Source organism: Streptomyces sp. NPDC015242 (genome assembly GCF_043079125.1).
Lineage (GTDB): Bacteria > Actinomycetota > Actinomycetes > Streptomycetales > Streptomycetaceae > Streptomyces.
Window position 1 is genome coordinate 382,012 of record NZ_JBIBUF010000001.1, and the last position, 20,420, is coordinate 402,431.

A 20,420-nucleotide genomic window follows, 5' to 3' on the forward strand; every position below is an offset into this window, starting at 1 on the left:
CCGGTCAGTCCGCGTGGACCTCCAGGACGGCCCGCACGGCGGACTCCAGGGCCCCCTCGATCCACGCCGGCTTGACCGACGTGTGGTCCCCGGCGAAGTGCAACGGCCCCTCGGCCGCCGGGATGGCGGGCAGCAGTTCCGTGTGCTGGCCGGGCAGCAGCACGGACGCCTCCCCGTAGGCGTACGGGTCGCGCAGCCAGCTCTGGGTGCGGCCCGCACCCGTGTAGAAGACCTCGATGCGGCGGCCGTAGACCTGCTGCAGACCGCACAGCGCGTGCGGGTAGCGCGCCTCGTCGTCCAGGGAGTCCCAGCGCAGGGCGTCGTCCGCCCAGCTGTAGGAGGCCAGGACCACACCTCCGGCGCTGCCCGGGACGGGGTGGGACGGGTGGAACATGAAACGGTTGGCGTTGTCCGACACCGAGCCGCCGCCCACCACGCCGGCCGCCTCCGGCTGGTCGCGGCCGATCGCGCGGTTGGCCGCGTAGTGGGTGCGCTGGCCCGCCGTGATGTGCCCGCCGGGCACGGAGGGATGTGCGCCGAGCAGGCTGCCGTCCGCCGGGGCCCGGCCCGTGCGGTACGCCTCGTACAGGCCCGGCTTCACCGCGTTCAGCTCGCGCTTCCAGTCGTCCTCCTCGAACTCCCACCAGCGGCGGCTGAATTCGAGCAGCACCTTGGTCGCGCTGTCGTAGTGCAGTTCGCACACCGCGCGGCGCTTGCGGTACGACAGGGGCGGGTCGATCTGCACGTGGCGCAGCCCGGAGAACGGCACCGTGACCACCGCGACGTCGGCGGTGAACTGCTCGCGGACGACCGGGCCGTCGCGCCCCTCGGACACGGTGTCCACCCACACGTGCGGCCCCTTGCCCCGCACGTGCCCGTCCTCCGGCGACGGACGATCAGGATGGTGGTACTGGATACGGGTCACCCGGCGGTCGAACCGCACCTCCTCGCGGACCCGTTCCAGCAGCGCGTCCGGCAGGACGGCCGTGCCGCCCTCCAGTTCGTAGAAGGGCGTGTCGGGGCTGATGAGGGAGGAGCCGATGAAGCTGTGGATGAACGACAGCGGCAGGCGTGAGGTGAGGTTCTCCAGGGTGCCGATCAGGTCGACGGTGCGCTCGTCGAGGCCGGCGTGCTCGGTGAGGAAGCGGAACATCGACCAGTCGCCGAACCGCTGCACCACGCGGGCCCAGCCCCGCAGCCGCTCGGGGAGCGGCTTGTCGACGCGCTTGCCGTCCGGGCCGACCCGGCTGAACTCGTCGCGCACCGGGTCGAGGGCGGCGCGCAGGATCGCGGCCGCCGGGGTGTCCCAGTGCTCCTTCGGAACGCCGAAGGAGCGGTTCACGCGCCGGGGCGAGCGGGCGTAGTCGGCGCGCCGCACCCGGATGCCGTTGACGTGGATCCAGGTGCGCGCGGCGGGACGTCCCTCCTCGTCGACGTCGACGTAGTGGAAGCGCCGCTTCTTCAGGTCGAGCTGGTCGATGAGCTGCATCACCAGCGGGTGGCTGCCGGGCAGGCGCATCGCGCCCGCCTCGGCGTACTGGCGGGGGTCGGCGAACGGCTGCGCTGCGCCCTCGTGCCCGCCCTTGCGGAAGGTCTTGACGCGGCCGCCCGCCCGGTTGCCGTTGGCCTCCAGGACCGTCACCCGGTGTCCCGCCCGTTTCAGCAGCCAGGCGGCCACGAGTCCGGCCGGGCCGGCGCCGATGACGAGGACCTCTTTGGGGCGCGTCCTGCGCGACGGCAGCCCGTCGCGCAGGACGCGCTGGTAGCGCGGGACGAGAGGGCGGTCGTCGGAGTCGAGGACGAGCAGGGCACGGGCGACGGCGAGGCACCGTTCGCGGTCGGCGCCGCGGGTGCCGCCGGGGGCGGGCGGCGCGGCCGGTGCGGCCGGCGCGGGAAGTGCTGTGGCGGTGGCGCCGGTCAGGGCCGTCGCCACGGTGGCCGTGCCGGCCACCGCCGCGAAACTCCGCCGGGAGAAACCGCCGTCCGGGCGCACCACCGCGTGATCATCAGTCATGGCGATCTTTGTAGCGACCGCCGCGACGGGGCGCCGCCCCTTGCCCGGGCATTGCCCCCAAGGAGCGAATTCGGTGTGAAACCCGCACGTCACACGAGATTTCCATGCCCGGCGTACGCGGGGGACCCTAAGGAATGAATGCGCGGCGAACCCCGCCCACGGCCCGCGACGAGCCCCCACACTGCGACATGCGGAATCACACCCGCGCCCATCGCCCGCCAGCGCGCCGCACGCGCACGCGGCGCCGACCGGCGCACGGGAGTGACGGGGGCGACGGAGGGGGGAAGGGTGGCGCAGCGGCGCACTTCGTTCGGTGACCGGATTCGCTACTGGTTCGACAGCACCCTGACCCGCGGGGCGTCCGCCCTGGTCGGGTGGATGGCGCTGCTGTGCTTGGCCGTCGTGGTCCCGGCCAGCGCGGTGGTGGTGTGGACCGACCCGGACGCGCCGCGGTCCCTGCCGGGCCGGCTGGCGCAGGTGTGGCACCTCACGGGGGAGACCCTGCGGCTCGGCGGTGCGACCGGCACGCCGCTGCGGGTCACGATGTCGGTGCTGCTCGCCCTGGTCGCGCTGCTGTACGTCTCGACGCTGGTCGGTTTGATCACCACCGCTCTCACGGAACGGCTCACCGCGCTGCGGCGGGGCCGCTCGACCGTGCTCGAACAGGGGCACGTCGTGGTCCTGGGCTGGTCGGAGCAGGTGTTCACGGTGGTCGGCGAGCTGGTCGCCGCCAACGCCAACCAGCGGCGCGCCGCCGTGGCGGTGCTGGCCGACCGCGACAAGACCGCGATGGAGGAGGCCCTGGGCACGAAGGTCGGGCCCCTGGGCCGTACGCGGCTGATCTGCCGCAGCGGCCCCACCACCGACCCGGCCGTACTGACCCTGACCAGTCCGGCGACGGCCGGTGTCGTACTGGTGCTGCCCCGCGACGAGCCCGACGCCGACGCCGAGGTCGTCAAGACGCTGCTGGCGCTCCGGGCGGCCCTGGCCGGTGCGCGGAGCCGGCCGCCCGTCGTCGCCGCCGTCCGGGACGACCGCTACCGGCTGGCCGCCTGCCTCGCCGCCGGGCCGGGCGGGGTCGTCCTGGAGAGCGACACCATCACGGCCCGGCTCATCGTCCAGGCCACCCGCCGTCCCGGCCTGTCCCTGGTCCACCAGGAGCTCCTCGACTTCGCCGGTGACGAGTTCTACCTGGTCGGCGAGGCGTCCCTGACCGGCCGCACGTTCGGCGAGGCGCTGCTGTCCTACCCGACGTCCAGTGTGGTGGGCCTGGTGCGCGGCGGCACCCCGCTGCTCGCTCCGCCGCCGCAGACGGCCATCGCCCCGGACGACCTGCTCGTCGTCGTCTCCCGGGACGACGACACCGCCTGGCCGGGCGAGTGCGGGCAGTGGGTCGACAAGGAGGTGACGGCGTCCGGCCCGCCCACGCCGGCGCGGCCGGAGCGGGTCCTGCTGCTCGGCTGGAACCGCAGGGCGCCGCTCATGGTCGACCAGCTGCGCCGTCGCGCCCTGCCCGGGTCGGTGGCCGACGTGGTGGCCGACTGCGGCGAGGACACGGTCCGGCAGGTGCACGAGTCCGGCACCCACCACGGCACCGGCCTGGCCCTGACCCTCCACCAGGGGGACGTCACCCGCCCCGAGACCCTGCGGCGTCTGGACGTGCACTCCTACGACAGTGTCATCGTCCTCGGCCGGGACCCCGCCCCGGGGCAGACGGGCGACCACCCCGACAACCGCACGCTCGTCACGCTCCTGCTGCTGCGCCAGCTGGAGGAGGCCACCGGACGGGAACTGCCGGTCGTGACCGAGCTGGTCGACGACCGCAACCGGGCCCTGGCCCCCATCAGCCCCGGCGCCGACGTGATCATCAGCGGCAAGCTCATCGGCCTGCTCATGGCGCAGATCTCCCAGAACCGCCACCTGGCAGCGGTCTTCGAGGAACTGTTCTCCGCCGACGGCGCCGGCATCCGTCTGCGGCCCGCGGGCGACTACGTCCTGCCCGGGTGTGAGACGGCGTTCGCCACCGTCGTGGCGGCGGCTCGGCAGCGGGGCGAGTGCGCCATCGGCTACCGCAGCCACGGCGAGGCGCCGGCGGGTCCCGGCCAGGGCGTGCGCATCAACCCGCCCAAGGCCGAGCGGCGCCGCTGGGCTGCCGGGGACGAAGTGGTGGTCGTCGGCAGGGACTGACGCACGCCCCGGCCGAATGGGACCGTCTGCCCGCCATCCGCCTGGAAAAACAAAGGAATTCGCCTGCGTGTTCAGCGAAAGCCCGGGCATCAGGAGTTCTGGAGGTAGATAAAAATGGTTCCCTTGCTTCTCGTTCTGCTGCTGGCCCTGATCCTTTTCGGCGCGGGCTTCGCCCTGAAGGCCCTGTGGTGGATAGCGGTGATCGTGCTGGTGGTGTGGCTGCTCGGCTTCGTGCTGCGCAGCGCGGACACCGGTGGCCGCAAGGGCCGCTGGTACCGGTGGTAGAAGAACGGAAACTCCGGAACGGGGTAAAGGAATGAGGCCCTGTTCCTCCGCATGAAAGGCGTTCCGGTTCCATGGCCGATACACAAGACGTCGTCGAGCTCATCCTCAGGGACCACCGGCGCATGGAGGACCTCTTCCGCGACATGCGGAGCGTCGAAGCCGACCGTGAGGCCGCCCTGCGGGAGTTCTCGGACCTGCTGATCGCGCACGCGCTGGCCGAGGAGTCGAAGGTCTACCCGGCGCTCAAGAGGTACAAGAACATCGACGACGAAGAGGTCGAGCACGGCGAGCACGAGCACGACGAGGGCAACCAGGCCCTCCTGGACCTCCTCCAGGTGGAGGAGGTCGGCTCCGACGAGTGGGACGAGAAGCTCGAGGAGCTGGTGCAGGCCGTCACCCACCACGCCGACGAGGAGGAGCGCACCATCCTCAACGGCGCGCGCGAGAACGTGGCGATGGAGCGGCGCGAGGAGCTCGGCCGTGCGTTCTGGCAGGAGCGCGAGCGGCAGCTGAAGGCCGGCTGCGGTTCCGTGGACAACGTGCGCAAGATCGTCGAGTCCTGAGGGACCCGCGTCCCCACCACCCCGGGAGCCCGGACCGGCAACGGTCCGGGCTCCCGCGTGTGCGGCGTGATCCGGACGGCGGTCCGGGCCGCCCGCGGCGGCACGGCGGGATCGTGACGGCCCCGCGTCAGGTCTCGCGGGCCGTACCGCGCCAGGTCGCGAGGTGTCCACGGCCCTCGGGCACGGGCAGGACCGCCATCGCGGTGTCCGCGATGTTCCGCAGCGTCTCCGGGGTCAGGCCGGCCTTGCCCACGGCTTCGATGCCGCGGACCACCGTCAGCAGCAGTGCCGCCAGCCGCTCCGGGTCGGCGGAGCCGTCGATGTCGCCGTGGCGCTGCGCGGCGGCGATCTCCGTCCGCAGCAGGGTCAGCAGTGCCGTCATGGTCTCGGCCGACCGTTCGGCGACCGTCGCGTCCTGCTGGGCCAGTTCCGCCACGCCCTTGGCCAGCAGGCAGCCGCGGCGCTCGGTGTCGGCGGCGGCGTTCTCCGCCATCAGGTGCACGTATCCGGACAGCCGGGCCAGGGCCTCCGCGTCCGGGCCGCCCGCGAGCCGTTCCCGGGCCACCTCGACGACGGCGGTGCACCAGTCGCCGAACACGCGGTGGAACAGCTTGCCCTTGTCGCCGAACGCGCCGTACAGGCTGCCCTTGCCCAGGCCGGTCACCCGGGCGATGTCGTCCATCCGGGTGCCCGCGTAGCCGGTCGCCCAGAACTGCTCCCGGGCCCGCTCCAGTACGTGGCGTTCGTCGAATGCGCGTGGTCTCGGCATGGCCGGAAGCATAAGCGTTCTTGACTCGATCGTCCATTACTGCCTACGTTGTGGACGAACCATTCCACAACTGAAGGGGTTCGGCATGCCAGGCGTGCTGCACGAGAAGGTGGCCGTGATCACCGGCGGGACCAGCGGGATCGGGCTGGCCATCGCCCACCGCTTCGTCCGGGAGGGCGCACGGGTCTTCGTGACCGGCCGGGACACCGACCGCCTCGAAGCGGCCGTCACGGCCATGGGCCCCTCGGCCACCGGCGTACGCGCCGACGTCACGGTCCTGGCCGACCTGGACGGGCTCTACGCGCGCGTCCGCGAGGAGGCCGGCCGCATCGACGTGCTGGTGGCCAACGCGGGCGTCGTCGCGGACGCCGCGCTCGGCGCCCACACCGAGGCGAACGTCGACCTGACGCTCGCCGTCAACGTCAAGGGCCCGCTCTTCACCGTGCAGAAGGCGCTCCCGCTCCTGGCGGAGAACGCCTCCGTCCTCGTCATCGGCTCCAGCAACAGCGTGCGCCCCAACGAGCACCTCGAGGTCTACAGCGCCTCCAAGGCGGCGCTGAGCAACCTCGTGCACAACTGGGCCCGGCAGTCGCGGGAGCGCCGGTTCCGGGTCAACGTCCTCAGTCCGGGACCCACGCGGACCCCGGCCCTGCTGCGCGCCGTCGGATCCGACGCCGACCGGTTCGCCGAGGCCGTCGTGCCCCTCGGGCGGCTGGCCGACGCCGGGGAGATCGCCGAGGCCGCCCTCTTCCTGGCGTCGGACGCCTCGTCGTTCGTCACCGGCGCCGAACTCTTCGCCGACGGCGGCTACACCCGGGCCTGAACGATCGCCGGTGGCGTCACGGCGTCAGCCGGAGGTGGGCCCGCAGAACTCGGCGGTCAGGGTGGGCAGGATCTGGGAGACCTCCCAGTCGCTGTTGTAGTTGAACGTCAGCTGGTGGCGCCCGTCCTCGGTGGTGGCGACGAACGTGAGGGAGCCGACCGTGCCCCCGTCGCGGTACCAGAGGGTCTCGCCGCAGCCCAGTTCGAGCCGCTCGATGCCGAGCCCGTGGGACGAGATCGGCAGATCGGGGTTGACGACGGTCGTCTTGAACTCCGCGAGCTGCCGCGGCGGGAGCACCTTGCCGCGCATCAGCGCACGGAAGAAGCGGTTCAGGTCGGCGGCGCTGGAGATGATGTCCCCGTCGCCCCACACCTGTGAGCCGTGGAACTCGGTGACGTCGTCAATCCGGTCCGGCTGTGTGCCGGAGAACAGCTTGGAATAGCCGCGTCCGCTCGGCCGGGGCAGGCCGGTGCTCGGGCCGGGGTGGGAGGTCGCCTTCAGTCCCAGTGGCTCGATGACGCGCCGGCGCACCTCGTTCTCGTAGGAGGTGCCCGCGACCTTCTCGAGAATCAGCGCGGCCAGGAGGTCGTTGGTGTGGGAGAAGGCGTGCCGGGCTCCGGGGGCGAACTGCGGCGGGTGGGCCAGCGCCACCCGGAGGCGCTGCCCGGCCGTCAGGTGGTCGTAGCGGTGCTGCAGGAAGCCGTCGCCCAGGATGTACTTCTCGTAATAGGCGGGTTCGGCCAGGTAGTCGAACAGGCCGCTGGTGTGGTTGAGGAGCTGACGTACGGTCACGGCGCGCCCGTCGTTGCCGTTGCCCGTCACCACGCCGGGCAGGTGGTGCTCGACGGTGTCGTCCAGCGACAGCTTCTTCTCCGCCGTCATCTGCAGCAGGACGGTCGCCACGAAGGTGCTGGTGACGCCGCCGACGCGGAACCGGTCGTGGAGGCCGCGCGCCGCACCCGTGCGCAGGTCGCCCACGCCCGCTGCCGTCCGCCAGCGCCCGTCGGCGTCCCGCGCCTCGGCCGTGACACCGGGGACCCCGGCCTCGACGGCCGCCTCGATGGCCTGCCGGGTCTTCTCGTGTCCGGCGGCCGGGACCCTTGTGTCCTGGGCGGCCCGGGCGGTGCCCGTCAGAGCCGTGGCCGCGATCAGGACGGCCGCCAGTCCGGCCAGGCGGGCTCTCGGCCTCGTCCGTGTCGTCATGTTCCCCACTCCCCGTCGTGTGCGTGGTGCGTCGTCGACCGGCGTCGTGCCGGTCCTGCCCGGGCCGTTCCGGCGGAGCGGTGGGCGGACGGCTCCGCTGCCGCGGCGGTGGACCGGCACGGCGGCGCAGGCGGGTGTTCTCCTCGTACCGGCACGGCCCCCCGGGGCCGGCCGTCCCGTGCGCCGCCTGAACGGCACGCCACTACGACGTCCGCGTGCGCAGCCCCCGAGGCGGGGCTCCGCACCGCCACTCGAACCCGGGCCGGCCCCGCGCACGGGTCCGCCCGCACCCGCAGGATCCGTTGGTAGGCCCCCGTCCCCGGCCGACCGGCCCGGGCCGTCCGTGCGGGCGGCAGGCCGGAATGCTGGCACATGGCCCGGGGCGAAGTACAGGCGATCGGGCGGCTGCCGACCCAGTCTGCGGCGGCCGTTCGCCTTCCGGCCCCTGCATCCCTGGAGCGCCGACGGCCGAGTCCGCGCGATGACGCGGCACCGCCGAGCCCTCCGGACACCCGGCGTCCCGTCGACCGGACACGCCGGCGCCGTGCTCGCCCGGCGCCGGCGTGTCCGGCGCCGCAGCGACCCCCGGGCGCGGCCCGCACGGCGCCCATGTCACGCCCCGCGTCGCGGGTGGTGGCACGGGCGGCAAGTCGCCGGCGCGGATCCGGCGGCGTTCGGCGAGCCGGGCCCGGCACACGGCGTCTCCCGCCGACGCGCCGCCGGTGGTGGCGGGCGAGCGGGCCGGAACGTGGGCTCGCGCCGCCGGCGCGGGCAGGGCCGTCCGGGTGGGGAGGCATGCCGGCAGGGGCGCGGGGCGCCGGCGGGCCAGGGACGGGCCGCCCCTCGGCCGCTGAGGCGGACAGCCGGTTCGTGGCCCCTGGCGCCCGAGACGGGGGAGCCCCGTTCCATGGCCCGGGCATCAACCGGAAACTCCGCCCCAAGCTGGGAAAAGGCGCAGCCCGACGATGCCCGGGTCGCTTCAGGGGGGTTGTCCAGACAATCTCCCGCGCCTAGGGTCCCTCCAGAGTGCAAGCGCTTTCCAAGCGTGAGTCCGCCGGCCGTCCGAGGAGCGCCGCATGACCGTGTCCCCAGGGTCACCCACCCGCCGCCGCGTGGCCGTCGTCGGCACCGGAGCCATCGTCTCCGGCAGCCATCTGCCCGCGGTGCGGGCCCACGCCGACCGGGTGGACCTCGTGGCCGCCGTGGACGTGGACCCGGAGCGCCTCGACGCGTTCCGCGAGCTGGCCGGCGAGCAGGTCTCCGGATACGCCTCGATCGACGCGATGCTGGACGCCGAACGCCCCGACCTCGTCCTGATCGGCACCCCGCCCGCCCTGCACCGGGACCAGGCGGTGGCCGCGCTCAAGGCCGGCGCCTGGGTGCTGTGCGAGAAGCCGCTCACCCTGTCGCTGGCCGAGTACGACGACATCGCCGCCGCCGAGGAGGCGTCCGGCGCGTACGCTGCGGTCGTCTTCCAGCACCGCTACGGCTCCGGCGCCGTGCACGCCCGGGAGCTGATCACGAGCGGTGAGCTGGGCGCCCCGCTGGTCGCGCACTGCCAGACGACCTGGCACCGCGACGCCGCCTACTACGCGGTGCCCTGGCGCGGGAAGTGGGCCAGTGAGGGCGGGGGACCGACCATGGGCCACGGCATCCACCAGTTCGACCTGATGCTGCACCTGATCGGTGAGTGGGAGGAGATCCGGGCCATGGCCGCGCGCCTGGTCCACGACACCGAGAGCGAGGACGTCTCCACCGCCCTGGTGCGGTTCCGCGGCGGCGCCCTCGCCACCGTCGTCAACAGCGTGCTGTCCCCCGACGAGGTGAGCCGTCTCCGCGTCGACTGCGCGGAGGCCACGGTCGAGCTCACCCATCTGTACGGCCACACCAACGACAGCTGGGTCTACACCCCCGCCCCGCACGTCGACTCCGCACGCGCCGCCGCCTGGCGCACCCCCGCGCACGACGTGCCCAGCTCGCACACCGCGCAGCTGGGCGCCCTCCTCGACGCCTACGACACCGGCACCCGGCCGCCGGGCAGCGGCCGGGACGCCCGCGCCACCCTCGAGTTCGCCGCCGCCCTGTACAAGGCGGCGTTCACCGGCCGGTCCGTGCACGCGGGGGAGATCGGCCCCGGCGACCCGTTCTACGCGGCCATGCACGGCGACTGCCCCGACTGGGCCCCCGAGGAGCGCGCATGACCCTCCGCGTCACCCACACGCACGGCGAGGACGTCGCCGTCACGGCGGCGAACGGCACGGAGATCCTCCGCTACGTCTACCGCCCCGACCCCGACCCCTTCGAGTCCCGCAAGCCGTACGCCCACCCCGTGCGCACCCTGTCCGGGCGCACGGTGACCGGCTACCGCCCGAACGACCACCGCTGGCACAAGGGCCTGCAGATGACCGCGAGCCACCTGTCCGGCCAGAACTTCTGGGGCGGCAACTGCTACGTCCACGGCGAGGGATACCGGCGTCTGCCCGAGCGGGTCGGATCCATGCGGCACGACGGTTTCCCCGAGTTCACGGCCGAGGACGACCGGTTCACCCTCGCCGAGGACCTCACCTGGATCGAGCACGGCGGCGAGGAATGGGCCCGCGAGGCGCGCGGCCTGACCGTGCACTCGGTGGACGAGGAGGCCGGTGCCTGGGCCCTCGACTGGTCGATCCGCCTCACCAACACCCGCTCCACACCCCTGGCCTTCGGCTCTCCGACCACCGCGGGCCGCGAGATGGCCGGCTACACCGGACTCCAGTGGCGTGGCCCGCGCGACTTCACCGGCGGCACGGTCTTCGCCCCGGACACCGACGCCGGCGCGGACGAACTGATGGGCAGCCAGGGTCCCTGGCTCGCCTTCACCGCCGAGCACGACGACGTCGACGGCCACTCCACCCTGGTCTTCGCGCACGCGCCCGAGAACCTCGACCGCGCGTCCGCGATCCACGAGTCGCACTGGTTCGTCCGCTCCGAGCCCTTCCCGACGGTCGCCTTCTCCTGGGCGTTCTTCGAGGAGTTCGAGCTGCCGCCGGGCGAGACGTTCGCCTACCGCTACCGGCTGGTGGTCGCCGACGGCGCCTGGGACCGCGACCGGGTCGCCGCCCACCTGAAGGGCCTGCCGTGGTGAGCGGACCGGAACCGGCGGGCCCGGCGCACCCGCTGCCCGGTGCGATCGGCCTGTCCCACCTCACCGCCTACGACTGGGAGGCCGCCGACGGCGTCTGCGGCGGCAGCCCGCACCTGCACCTGGTGTGCACGGAGGCGTACGTCGTCACCGGCGGCCGGGGCGCGGTGCAGACGCTGAGCCGCGACGGCTTCCGGGACATCCCCCTTCAGGCCGGCTCGGTCGCCTGGTTCACCCCGGGCACCGTGCACCGCATGGTCCAGGGCGGCGATCTGCGCGTCACCGTGCTGATGCAGAACAGCGGCCTGCCCGAGGCCGGGGACGCGGTCTTCACCTTCCCGCCCGAGGTGCTCGCCGACCCCGGTGCGTACGCGGCCGCCGCCGGCCTGCCACCCGGCACGGGGCCGGAGACCGAGGCGGCGGCCAGGCGCCGCCGTGACCTCGCCGTCGAGGGCTACCTCGGCCTGCGCGAGGCCCTGGCCGCCGGGGACGCCGGCCCGTACCGGGAGTTCCAGCGGGCCGCCGCCCGGCTCGTGCGGGACAAGGTGCCCACCTGGCGCGCCCTGTGGCGGGCGGGCGCCCTGGCCGCGGCCGAACGCACCGGCGCGCAGCTCGACGCGCTGGCCGACGGCGACCCCGCCCACCTCGCCGAGGCCACCGCCCACCAGGCCGCGCCGGCGCGGCTCGGCGGCTACGGCATGTGCGGCCGCCGCGACGAGTACGCGCTGCCCGGCACCACGCCGCCCTTCCCGGCTCCGTAGCCGCGCGGGGGAACCGGGGACTCCGGACCTGACGAGGGCTCAGCCGGCGGGACGACCGTGCGCCGACGTCTGCCCGTCCGCTGCCGTTCTCCTCGAAGAGGCAGAAATTCAGGGGCTCTTGGGGCACATTCGGTGTGAGCGCCCGCGCGAGACGTCATCCTCTTGTCATGTACCTGCGGTCCGATGGGCGGACCGCAGCCTCATGGAGGTGTGGAATGCACCGAAAGATCGCCACGGGTCTCGCCGCCTCGACTCTGGCCCTCGTCACCGTCGCCACCACCGCCACGACCGCAAGTGCCGCTCCCGCCGACAAGCCTCAAGTGCTCGCGAGCTGGACCCAGACCAGTGCGTCGAGCTACAGCGCGTGGGCCGCCGCCCGCGCGAACCAGGCCGCCTGGTCCGCGTACGCCTTCGACTGGTCGACCGACTACTGCTCCTCCTCGCCGGACAACCCCTTCGGCTTCCCGTTCTCCATGTCCTGTGCCCGGCACGACTTCGGCTACCGCAACTACAAGGCCGCGGGCACCTTCGACGCCAACAAGTCCCGTGTGGACAGCGCCTTCTACGAGGACCTCAAGAGGGTGTGCAACGGGTACAGCGGAGCCACCAAGACGTCGTGCAACGGCACCGCCTGGACCTACTACCAGGCCGTGCGCGCCTTCGGCTGACGCCCTGCGGGCGCGGGGCCGCTGCCCCGCGCCCGGTACGCCGTGCCGCTCAGCCGCGCACCAGGCCGGCGACGCGGACGCGCGGCCACGAGCGGGCCGCCGCGAGCAGGGCCTGGGTGCGGGCCGACGGCGTCGCCGCTGCCGCCGCAAGGGCCGCGGCGGCGCTCGCGATGCCGAGGACGGCACCTGCCGCCACGTCACCCGGATAGTGCACGCCCGTGTGGACGCGGGAGTAGCCCACGGCGCTCGCCAGCGCCCCGAGCGGCACCGCCGCCGGGGGCAGCACCACGCCGACCGCGGTGGCGAACGCGACCGCCGACGCGGTGTGCCCGGACGGGAACGAGGCCGACGTCGGCATCGGGACGTGCCGGTCCACCGTCACCCGGGCCGCCTCCCGGTCCGGGCGGGCCCTGCGCACCAGGCGCTTGCCCAGCAGATTGGCCGAGGCCGACGCCACGGCGATCGCCCCGACCCCCGCGAGCGCGGCCTTGCGCGGCCGCTTCCCGGCGAGGGCCAGCGCGGCGGCGATGGCGAACGAGATCTTCGAGTGGTCGGCCGCGTGGGACAGATGGCGCAGCGTCCGGTCGAGGGTGGGGGTCGGAGTGGCGGCCACCGCCGCGTACAGGGCGCCGTCCACGGCCCTGAGATCGCCCATGACGGCGCCCAGGAGCCGGACGGGGCCGCCCGCGGACTTCTCGTCCCCGGCAAGCGGACGGAGGGCGTCCGCGTCTGTGGTCGTCGGATCGGTCATGTGTCGTTCTCCCCGCAGTGGCCTTACCGGCACGGTACCGGCTCACGCCGGGCACCCGCTCGGCACCCCCGCGCGCCGGTACCTCCCGGGTGCCCGGGCGGCGGCGGGTCATCCGGGGGGCGCCGCCAGGCCCCGGGCCAGGACTCCCCTCAGATCCGCCCGGCCCGCCGCTGACGGCGCAGCAGCAGGGCCAGATACAGACCGCCGGCCACCGCGGTGACCACGCCGACCGGCAGCTGGGCCGACTCGTGCAGGTGCTGCGAGCCGAAGTCCGCGACGACGACGAGGAGGGCGCCGGTGCAGGTGGCGGCGAGGAGGTTCGGACCGGGCTGACGGGTGAGGCGCCGGGCCAGCTGAGGGGCGATCAGGGCGACGAAGGGAATCGGGCCGGCCGCGGCGGTGGCGACCGCGCAGGCCGCCGTGGCGAGGACGAGCATCACCAGCCGGGTGCGCTGCACCGGCACCCCGAGGCCGCCCGCGACGTCGTCGCCCATCTCCAGGATCTTCAGCCGCCCGGCGACGGCCGCGATGAGCGGCAGCACCACCAGCAGGCCCAGCGCGGCGGGCCGCACGTCGGCCCAGCCCCGGCCGTTGAGGCTGCCGTTGAGCCACACCATGGCCTGGGCGGCCTCGGTGAAACGCGCCTTGGCCAGCAGGTAGGCGTTCACGCCCTGGAGCAGGGCGCTGACGCCGATGCCGACGAGGACGAGCCGGAAGCCGTGGATGCCCTGCCGCCAGGCCAGGACGTAGACCAGGACGGCGGTTGCGAGTCCGCCGCCCACCGCGCCGAGGGCGACCTGGCCGCCGGTGCCGCCCACGACCAGCACCACCAGCAGGCCCCCGGTGGCCGAACCGTAGGTGAAACCGACGATGTCGGGGCTGCCCAGCGGGTTGCGGGACAGGCTCTGGAACAGCGCGCCGCTCACCCCGAGGGCGGCCCCGGCCAGGACGCCCGTCAGCAGCCGCGGCAGCCGCAGTTCGTTGACCACGAAGTCGGTGCGGGGGCTGCCGTTGCCCAGCAGGGTGCGCACGACGTCGGCGGGGGAGATCGGGTACTCCCCGGTGCCCAGGGCGAGGACGCCGGCTGCCGCCGTGGCGGCCAGCACCAGCAGGCACACCGTCAGGGCCCGGACGTCCAGGCGCAGCGACACGTGCTGCGAGGCGCTGCGCACGACGTGGGTCCGGGGCGGGAGTCCCGCGGGCGCGGGAGCACGTGTGCTCATGACGCCACCACCCTGCGGTGCCGGACCAGCGCGATGAACACCGGCGCCCCGACGACCGCCGTGACCACGCCCGCGTCGAGCTCGTCGGGGCGTACGGCCACCCGGCCGAGGACGTCCGCGAACAGCAGCAGGGCGGGGGCCAGCAGCAGGGACATCGGCAGGGTCCAGCGCTGGTCGGCACCGACGAGCATGCGGGCGATGTGCGGGACGGCGAGCCCGACGAACACCAGCGGGCCGACCGCCGAGGTCGCCGCCCCGCACAGCAGGGTCACGGCGAGCAGGCCGAGGAACCGGGTGCGGTGCAGGTGGGCGCCGAGCGAGCGCGCGGCGTCGTCGCCGAGGGCCAGCGCGTTGAGCGGCCGGACCAGGGCGAGGGCCAGCACCAGACCCACGACGACGAACGGTGTGATGGTCGTCAGCGTGTCGCCGCCGGCCCGGGCGAGTGAACCCACGCTCCAGAACCGCAGCTGGTCCAGGGCCTGGGCGTCGAGCAGCATCAGCGTCTGGCTGACGCCGGTGAAGACCGCGGCGACGACCGCGCCGCCGAGCGCGAGGCGTTCGGGCGTGGCGCCGCCGCGTCCGCCCGAGGCCAGGGAGTACACCAGCAGGCCCGCCACCACCGCGCCGGCCATCGCGAACCACACGGAGGCCCACAGGCTCGTCACGCCCAGCGCGGTGAGGGAGAGCACGACGCCGGTGGCGGCGCCGGCGTTGACGCCGAGCAGCCCGGGGTCGGCCAGCGGATTGCGGGTGAGCGCCTGGATGAGGGCGCCGGCCACGCCGAGCGCGGCGCCCGCGGCGAGGCCCGCCAGGGTGCGCGGCACCCGCACGTCCCAGACGACGAAGGCGGCGGTCGAGCCGTCGTCGTGCCGCAGCGCGTCCACGACGACGGACAGCGGCAGCGACCGCGATCCGACGGCCAGGCTGAGCAGGACGGCGGCGAGGAGCAGCAGCAGGGCGCCGAGCACGGCCAGGGCGCGGACGGAGGCACGGCGGCGGGGCGTCGCGGCGGACGGCTTCCCCGGCGGTGCCGCGACGGTGGTCTCAGCCGGCACCGCTGTCCTCCGTACGCAGCAGGGCGGCGATCCTGCGGCCCAGTTCCTTCTTGTCGACCTTGCCGACGGAGGTGCGCGGGAAGGCGTCGGTCACCTCCACCCGGTCGGGCAGCTTGTACGCGGCGACGCCCCGCTCGGTGAGGAACGCGGCGAGTTCCCGCTGGGTGGGGGCCGCCCGGCCGCCGCGCGGCACGAGGTAGGCGCAGGTGCGCTCGCCCATGGCCGGGTCGGGCATGCCGACGACGGCGGCGTCGTGCACGGCCGGGTGGGCGAGGAGGTGGTTCTCCAGCTCCTCGGCGGAGATCTTGTCGCCGCCGCGGTTGATCTGGTCCTTGGCCCGGCCCTCGACGACCAGGTGCCCGGAGGGCAGCACCCGCACCAGGTCGCCGGTGCGGTAGTAGCCGTCGCCGGTGAAGGAACGGGCGTTGTGCGCGGGCGCGTTGTAGTAGCCGCGCAGGGTGTAGGGGCCGCGGGTGAGCAGTTCGCCGGTGGCGCCGGGCGGTACGTCGTGCCCGTCCTCGTCGACGACCCGGATCTCGTCGGCCGGGGACATCGGGCGGCCCTGGGTGTGGGCGACCAGCTCCGGCGGGTCGTCCAGGCGCGTGTAGTTGAGCAGGCCCTCGGCCATGCCGAACACCTGCTGAAGGGCGCAGCCCAGGGCGGGTGTGACGCGGGCCGCGGGCTCGGCGCCGAGCTTGGAACCGCCGACCTGGAGCAGCCGCAGCGACGACAGGTCGGCCTCCTCCCACTCCACGGCGTCCAGCCACAGCAGGGCGATCGGCGGGACCACGGCGGTGACGGTGACCCGCTCGCGCTCGATCAGCGCGAAGGCGTCCTCCGGGCTGGGTGTCGGCGCGAGCACGACGGTGCCGCCGACCAGCAGCGTGCCGAGCAGTCCCGGGCAGGCCAGCGCGAAGTTGTGCGCGGTGGGCAGGACCACGAGGTAGACGGTGGAGCGGTCGAAGCCGCAGATCGCGGCGCTGGCCCGGACGTTGTAGGCGTAGTCGTCGTGGGTGCGGGGGATGAGCTTCGGCTTGCCGGTGGTGCCGCCGGACAGCAGCAGCACCGCCACGTCCGAGGGGTCGGGCTCCGGCAGCGGGACGGGGCCGGCGTCGACCTCGTCCAGGGCGGTGAACTCGGCGGCGTCACCGGCCACCAGGACGTGTTCGACGGACGGGACGGCCTTGCGGACGGCCCGGGCGAGGCTCCGGTGGTCGAAGTGGTCGTGGACGTCGGGGATCGCATAGGCGCGGGCGCCGGCGGTCTCGGCCACGTGGACGATCTCGCTCTCCCGGTGCGCGGGGAGGGTGAGCACCGGCACGGCGCCCGCCCGCAGCAGGGCGAAGAACAGCACCACGAAGGCGCCGGTGTTGGGGAGCTGGACCACCACCCGGTCCCCGGGGCCGATGCCGAGCCGCCGCAGTCCGGCGGCCTGCCGGTCGGCGCGGGCGTCGAGTTCGGCGTAGGTCCACCGGGCGCCCGCGGCGTCCACCAACGCGACCCGCCGCGGGTCGCGTCCGGCCCGGTCCCGCAGCAGCCGGTCCAGCGGCCGGCCCTCCCAGAATCCCTCGGCCCGGTACCTCCGTGCGACCTCTTCCGGCCAGGGCACGCAACCGTCGAGCATCCTCAACTCCCGCCTGCAGTTTAGGAAAGGCTTGCCTAACGGGAGATCGGGGTCAAGCCTGGACGAGTCTTCGCTGCGGAGGCTAGGGTCCTGTCTTAGGTTAGGTTAACCTAAGCTAGCTCGGGAGGTAGTCGTTGCTGCGGTACCGGAGCGCGCGGACGGAACTGCCGGGAGACCCCGTCCTGCTGGCCGCCAGGCTGGCCGAGTCGGGACTGTTCGATCAGTACATGGTCTACGAGAGGGACGGCGAGTGGTGGTTCGCCGGAGGCGCGCTCGGTGAGGTCGTGGCCGACCGCTCCGCCGTCCGCGGCCGCTGGCTCACCGAGGAGCACACGGACCCCGTCGGGCCGCACCCCCTGCGTCAAGTCCAGGAGAACCTCGCACGGATGGCCGTCGAGGACTGGCACGCCTACGGCTGGATGGCCTACGAGTTCGCTCATCTGCACACCGATCGCCCCGACCGTGCCGGAGCCGGACGGCTGCTGCACCTCGTGGTGCCGCACAGCGAGGTGAGACTCCGTCAGACGGACGCGGAGGTGCGCAGCACCGACCCGGAGACCCTGGAGGCGTTACTCCGGCTGCTGGCCGAACCCGTCACCCGCGCCACCGTCGAGGCGCGACCGGTCGACGTGGCCGACACCGACGGCGCCTACCCCGGGCTCGTGGCCCGCGCGATCGAGGAGATCCGGGCGGGCGACCTGCAGAAGGTCATCCTCTCCCGCACCGTCCCGGTGCCCTTCCCGGTCGACTTCGCCGCCACCTACGTGCACGGCCGGTCCCACAACACCCCGGCCCGCTCCTACCTGATGCACCTCGGCGGACGCCGCGTCGTCGGCTTCAGCCCCGAGACCGTCGCCGAGGTCGGCGCGGACGGTCAGGCCCTCACCCAGCCGCTCGCCGGGACCCGCGCCCGGGGTTTCGGCGCGCAGGAGGACGAGCGGCTGCGCGCCGAACTCCTCGCCGATCCCAAGGAGATCAGCGAGCACGTGCTTTCCGTGAAGCTGGCGGAGGAGGAGATGGCCACGGTGTGCCGCCCGGGCACGGTGTCCGTGCGCGACCTGCTGAGCGTGCGCCGGCGGGGCTCCGTCCAGCACCTCGGGTCCAGCGTGCACGGACTGCTCGCCGAGGACGCCACCGCCTGGGACGTGCTGCGCGCCGTCTTCCCGGCCGTGACCGCCTCCGGCATCCCCAAGGCACCGGCGTACGACTGCATCGCCCGGCTGGAGGAGGAGCCGCGCGGCATCTACAGCGGCGCCGCCCTCATGGCCGGCAGCGACGGCTCGCTCGACGCCGCCCTCGTCCTGCGCAGCCTCTTCGAGGAGGACGGCCGCACCTGGCTGCGGGCCGGCGCCGGTATCCTCGCCGGGTCGACGCCCGCCCGGGAGCTGGAGGAGACCTGCGAGAAGCTCCGCAGCGTCGCCCCCTACGTCGTCCCCGCGCAGCCGGCGCCGCTCGCCGCGCCGTCCCTGAGGAGTTAGGTGCGAAGGTGCGACTGGGAGAAGTCGTCGTCGACGTCGCGCCCCTGCGGACCAGCAGAGGCTTCCGGCTGCTCTTCGCCACCCAGGCGATCTCCATGCTGGGCACGCACCTCACCTCGGTCGCGGCCGGCCTCCAGGTCTACGCGCTGACCGGATCCTCGGTCCAGGTGGGCCTGATGAGCCTGTCGCTGGGGCTGTCGCTGCTGGTCGGCCTGGTCGCGGGCGGCGTGCTCGCCGACCGGGTGGACCGGCGCCGGATCGTCCTCGTCACCCGGGCCGCGACCGCCGTGGTGATCGCCGGCCTGGCCGTGAACGCGGCGCTGCCCGACCCGCGGGTGTGGTTCGTGTTCGTGGCCGCCGTCCTCGCGGGCGGCGTCGGCGGACTGGGCGGACCGGCCCTGATGGCCGCGGCACCGGCCCTGGTGGCGCCGGGCCAACTGGCCGCCGCCGGGGCGCTGATGACCCTCACCGCCCAGCTCGGCGCCATGGCCGGGCCCTCCCTGGCGGGCGTGATCGCGGCCGGCCCGGGCGTCGCGCTGTGCTTCGCGATCGACGCGCTCGTCTACGTCGTCGGTCTCGCCCTGCTGGCCCCGCTGCCCCGCCTCGCGCCCGAAGGGGGCGGGGAGCCGCAGCACCCCCTCAAGGCCATGGGGGAGGGGCTGCGGTTCCTGCGCGGCAACCAGGTCGTGGCCGGGCTGCTGCTCATCGACGTGTGCGCCGTGGTCTTCGCCATGCCGTACGCGCTCTTCCCCGAGCTCGGCACCGAGCACTTCGGCGGCGGGCCCTCCACCGTCGGCCTGCTCTACACCGCCCCCGCCGTCGGCTCCTTCTTCGGGGCGCTGACCAGTGGCTGGACCGGCCGCATCCACCACACCGGCCGGGCCCTGATCGGCGCGGTCGCGCTGTGGGGTGTGGCGATCACCTGCTTCGGCCTGAGCCCCGGGCTGTGGACCGCGCTGGCCTTCCTGGCCCTGGCCGGCCTCGGCGACACCGTCTCCGAGATCCTGCGCCGGGCGTTGCTCCAGCACTACACGCCCGACCGCCTCCAGGGCCGGGTGGGCAGCCTGTGGCTGGCGCAGGCCACCGCAGGCCCCTCGGTGGGCAACGTGGAGGCCGGTCTGGTCGCGCGGGGCCTCGGTTCAGCCGCCGGTGCCGTCGCCGTCGGCGGAGTGGTCTGCCTGGCCGGTGTGGCGGCGGTCGCCGTCGCCCTGCCGGGGCTGCGCAGGGCGACCCTCCAGGGGCCGCCCGCCGGCCAGGGGCGTACGGCGCCCGCCGCCGAGGCGTCACCGGCCGCCGACTGACCGTGCGCCCGCGAGGAGGACCGTGCCCGGTGCGACCGTTCCCCCACGAGGTGAACCGGGTGCTGCCGGTGTCCTTCCGCACCTGTTCCGCGTAGCCGTCCTTCCGGACACGGCGATGTTCATTTAGGTTAGCCTCACCTAAGTGCTACTCCTCAGGGGGTCATGGTGCAGCGCACCTTGCTCAACGGCAAGATCCACCGAGCCACCGTCACCCAGGCCGATCTGCACTACGTAGGGTCCCTGACGATCGATCAGGACCTCATGGACGCCGCCGGCATCACCGAGGGCGAGCAGGTCCACGTGGTCGACATCGACAACGGCGCCCGGCTCACCACCTACGCCATCACCGGCGCACGCGGCACCGGCGTCATCGGCGTCAACGGGGCCGCCGCCCACCTCGTCCACCCCGGCCACCTCGTGATCGTCATGTCGTTCGCCGTGCTCGACGAGACCGAACGCGCCACCCACCGGCCCCGGATCGTCCACGTCGACCGGGCCAACCGGATCCTCGCGCTCGGCGCCGACCCGGCCGAACCCGTGCCCGGGGCGCCGGACCAGCACTCCGGAGCCGTCACCCAGCAGAAGGGGAACTGA

The 20,420-nt window shown here is 74.0% G+C and carries 18 protein-coding genes; 11 read left to right on the plus strand and 7 right to left on the minus strand.

The genetic code is table 11. From position 1 onward, the window contains the following. Nucleotides 1-4 precede the first annotated feature (4 nt). The gene (locus tag ACF07N_RS01785; RefSeq protein ID WP_392107072.1) at nt 5-2,014 is read right to left on the minus strand and encodes a flavin monoamine oxidase family protein; all 2,010 of its coding nucleotides are present in this window, start codon (nt 2,012-2,014) and stop codon (nt 5-7) included. Between the two features lie 288 nt (nt 2,015-2,302). Between ACF07N_RS01785 and ACF07N_RS01790 the strand changes: the two genes are divergently transcribed. The 3 genes from ACF07N_RS01790 (at nt 2,303) to ACF07N_RS01800 (ending at nt 5,049) form a co-directional block, all read left to right on the plus strand. Continuing rightward, complete coding sequence (locus ACF07N_RS01790) at nt 2,303-4,201, plus strand: NAD-binding lipoprotein (protein WP_392107075.1); 1,899 nt, start codon at nt 2,303-2,305, stop codon at nt 4,199-4,201. A 114-nt stretch (nt 4,202-4,315) separates the two neighbouring features. After that, nucleotides 4,316-4,486 carry a hypothetical protein gene (locus ACF07N_RS01795; RefSeq protein WP_031106884.1) on the plus strand — a complete coding sequence of 57 codons (171 nt, stop codon included), beginning with the start codon at nt 4,316-4,318 and terminating at the stop codon, nt 4,484-4,486. 71 nt (nt 4,487-4,557) lie between these two features. Then, nucleotides 4,558-5,049 (plus strand): hemerythrin domain-containing protein, encoded by a 492-nt coding sequence (locus tag ACF07N_RS01800; protein WP_383329010.1) that lies wholly within the window; start codon nt 4,558-4,560, stop codon nt 5,047-5,049. A 127-nt stretch (nt 5,050-5,176) separates the two neighbouring features. On the opposite strand, the gene ACF07N_RS01805 is transcribed toward ACF07N_RS01800, so the two are convergent. Then, the gene (locus tag ACF07N_RS01805; RefSeq protein WP_392107078.1) at nt 5,177-5,818 is read right to left on the minus strand and encodes a TetR/AcrR family transcriptional regulator; all 642 of its coding nucleotides are present in this window, start codon (nt 5,816-5,818) and stop codon (nt 5,177-5,179) included. Nucleotides 5,819-5,903: 85 nt separating this feature from the next. Between ACF07N_RS01805 and ACF07N_RS01810 the strand changes: the two genes are divergently transcribed. Further along, nucleotides 5,904-6,641: an SDR family NAD(P)-dependent oxidoreductase gene (locus ACF07N_RS01810; RefSeq protein WP_392107081.1), complete on the plus strand. Its 738-nt coding sequence runs from the start codon at nt 5,904-5,906 to the stop codon at nt 6,639-6,641. A 24-nt stretch (nt 6,642-6,665) separates the two neighbouring features. Here ACF07N_RS01810 and ACF07N_RS01815 read toward each other — a convergent pair whose 3' ends face one another. Next, entirely contained in the window at nt 6,666-7,844 is a 1,179-nt protein-coding gene (locus ACF07N_RS01815; RefSeq protein ID WP_392107084.1) for a serine hydrolase domain-containing protein, read from the minus strand. A gap of 1,076 nt (nt 7,845-8,920) precedes the next feature. On the opposite strand from ACF07N_RS01815, the gene ACF07N_RS01820 reads away from it, so the two are divergent. From ACF07N_RS01820 to ACF07N_RS01835, 4 genes are all read left to right on the plus strand, one after another. Beyond that, nucleotides 8,921-10,045, plus strand: a complete 1,125-nt coding sequence (locus ACF07N_RS01820; protein WP_392107087.1) for a Gfo/Idh/MocA family protein — start codon at nt 8,921-8,923, stop codon at nt 10,043-10,045. After that, a complete protein-coding gene (locus tag ACF07N_RS01825; protein WP_392107090.1) occupies nt 10,042-10,968 on the plus strand; it encodes a PmoA family protein in 927 nt (308 codons plus the stop codon). Before ACF07N_RS01820 ends, ACF07N_RS01825 begins: the two co-directional genes overlap by 4 nt. Continuing rightward, a complete protein-coding gene (locus tag ACF07N_RS01830) occupies nt 10,962-11,726 on the plus strand; it encodes a cupin domain-containing protein (RefSeq protein ID WP_392107093.1) in 765 nt (254 codons plus the stop codon). The genes ACF07N_RS01825 and ACF07N_RS01830 overlap by 7 nt, the downstream gene beginning before the upstream one ends. Nucleotides 11,727-11,941: 215 nt before the next feature. Beyond that, nucleotides 11,942-12,394 carry a phospholipase gene (locus tag ACF07N_RS01835; RefSeq protein WP_383329030.1) on the plus strand — a complete coding sequence of 151 codons (453 nt, stop codon included), beginning with the start codon at nt 11,942-11,944 and terminating at the stop codon, nt 12,392-12,394. 49 nt (nt 12,395-12,443) lie between these two features. On the opposite strand, the gene ACF07N_RS01840 is transcribed toward ACF07N_RS01835, so the two are convergent. From ACF07N_RS01840 to ACF07N_RS01855, 4 genes are all read right to left on the minus strand, one after another. Next, nucleotides 12,444-13,145: a phosphatase PAP2 family protein gene (locus tag ACF07N_RS01840; RefSeq protein ID WP_383329033.1), complete on the minus strand. Its 702-nt coding sequence runs from the start codon at nt 13,143-13,145 to the stop codon at nt 12,444-12,446. A gap of 149 nt (nt 13,146-13,294) precedes the next feature. After that, nucleotides 13,295-14,368, minus strand: a complete 1,074-nt coding sequence (locus ACF07N_RS01845; RefSeq protein ID WP_392107097.1) for a FecCD family ABC transporter permease — start codon at nt 14,366-14,368, stop codon at nt 13,295-13,297. Next, on the minus strand, nt 14,365-15,423 hold the full coding sequence (locus ACF07N_RS01850) for a FecCD family ABC transporter permease (RefSeq protein ID WP_392107100.1): 1,059 nt from the start codon (nt 15,421-15,423) through the stop codon (nt 14,365-14,367). Before ACF07N_RS01850 ends, ACF07N_RS01845 begins: the two co-directional genes overlap by 4 nt. Next, complete coding sequence (locus ACF07N_RS01855) at nt 15,413-17,047, minus strand: (2,3-dihydroxybenzoyl)adenylate synthase (RefSeq protein ID WP_392107103.1); 1,635 nt, start codon at nt 17,045-17,047, stop codon at nt 15,413-15,415. The genes ACF07N_RS01850 and ACF07N_RS01855 overlap by 11 nt, the downstream gene beginning before the upstream one ends. 134 nt (nt 17,048-17,181) lie before the next feature. Here ACF07N_RS01855 and ACF07N_RS01860 point away from each other — a divergent pair, with 134 nt between their 5' ends. The 3 genes from ACF07N_RS01860 (at nt 17,182) to panD (ending at nt 20,420) form a co-directional block, all read left to right on the plus strand. Next, a complete protein-coding gene (locus tag ACF07N_RS01860) occupies nt 17,182-18,525 on the plus strand; it encodes a salicylate synthase (protein ID WP_392107106.1) in 1,344 nt (447 codons plus the stop codon). Nucleotides 18,526-18,533: 8 nt separating this feature from the next. Continuing rightward, the gene (gene entS, locus ACF07N_RS01865; protein WP_392107109.1) at nt 18,534-19,826 is read left to right on the plus strand and encodes an enterobactin transporter EntS; all 1,293 of its coding nucleotides are present in this window, start codon (nt 18,534-18,536) and stop codon (nt 19,824-19,826) included. A 165-nt stretch (nt 19,827-19,991) separates the two neighbouring features. Continuing rightward, entirely contained in the window at nt 19,992-20,420 is a 429-nt protein-coding gene (gene panD / locus ACF07N_RS01870; RefSeq protein ID WP_383329472.1) for an aspartate 1-decarboxylase, read from the plus strand.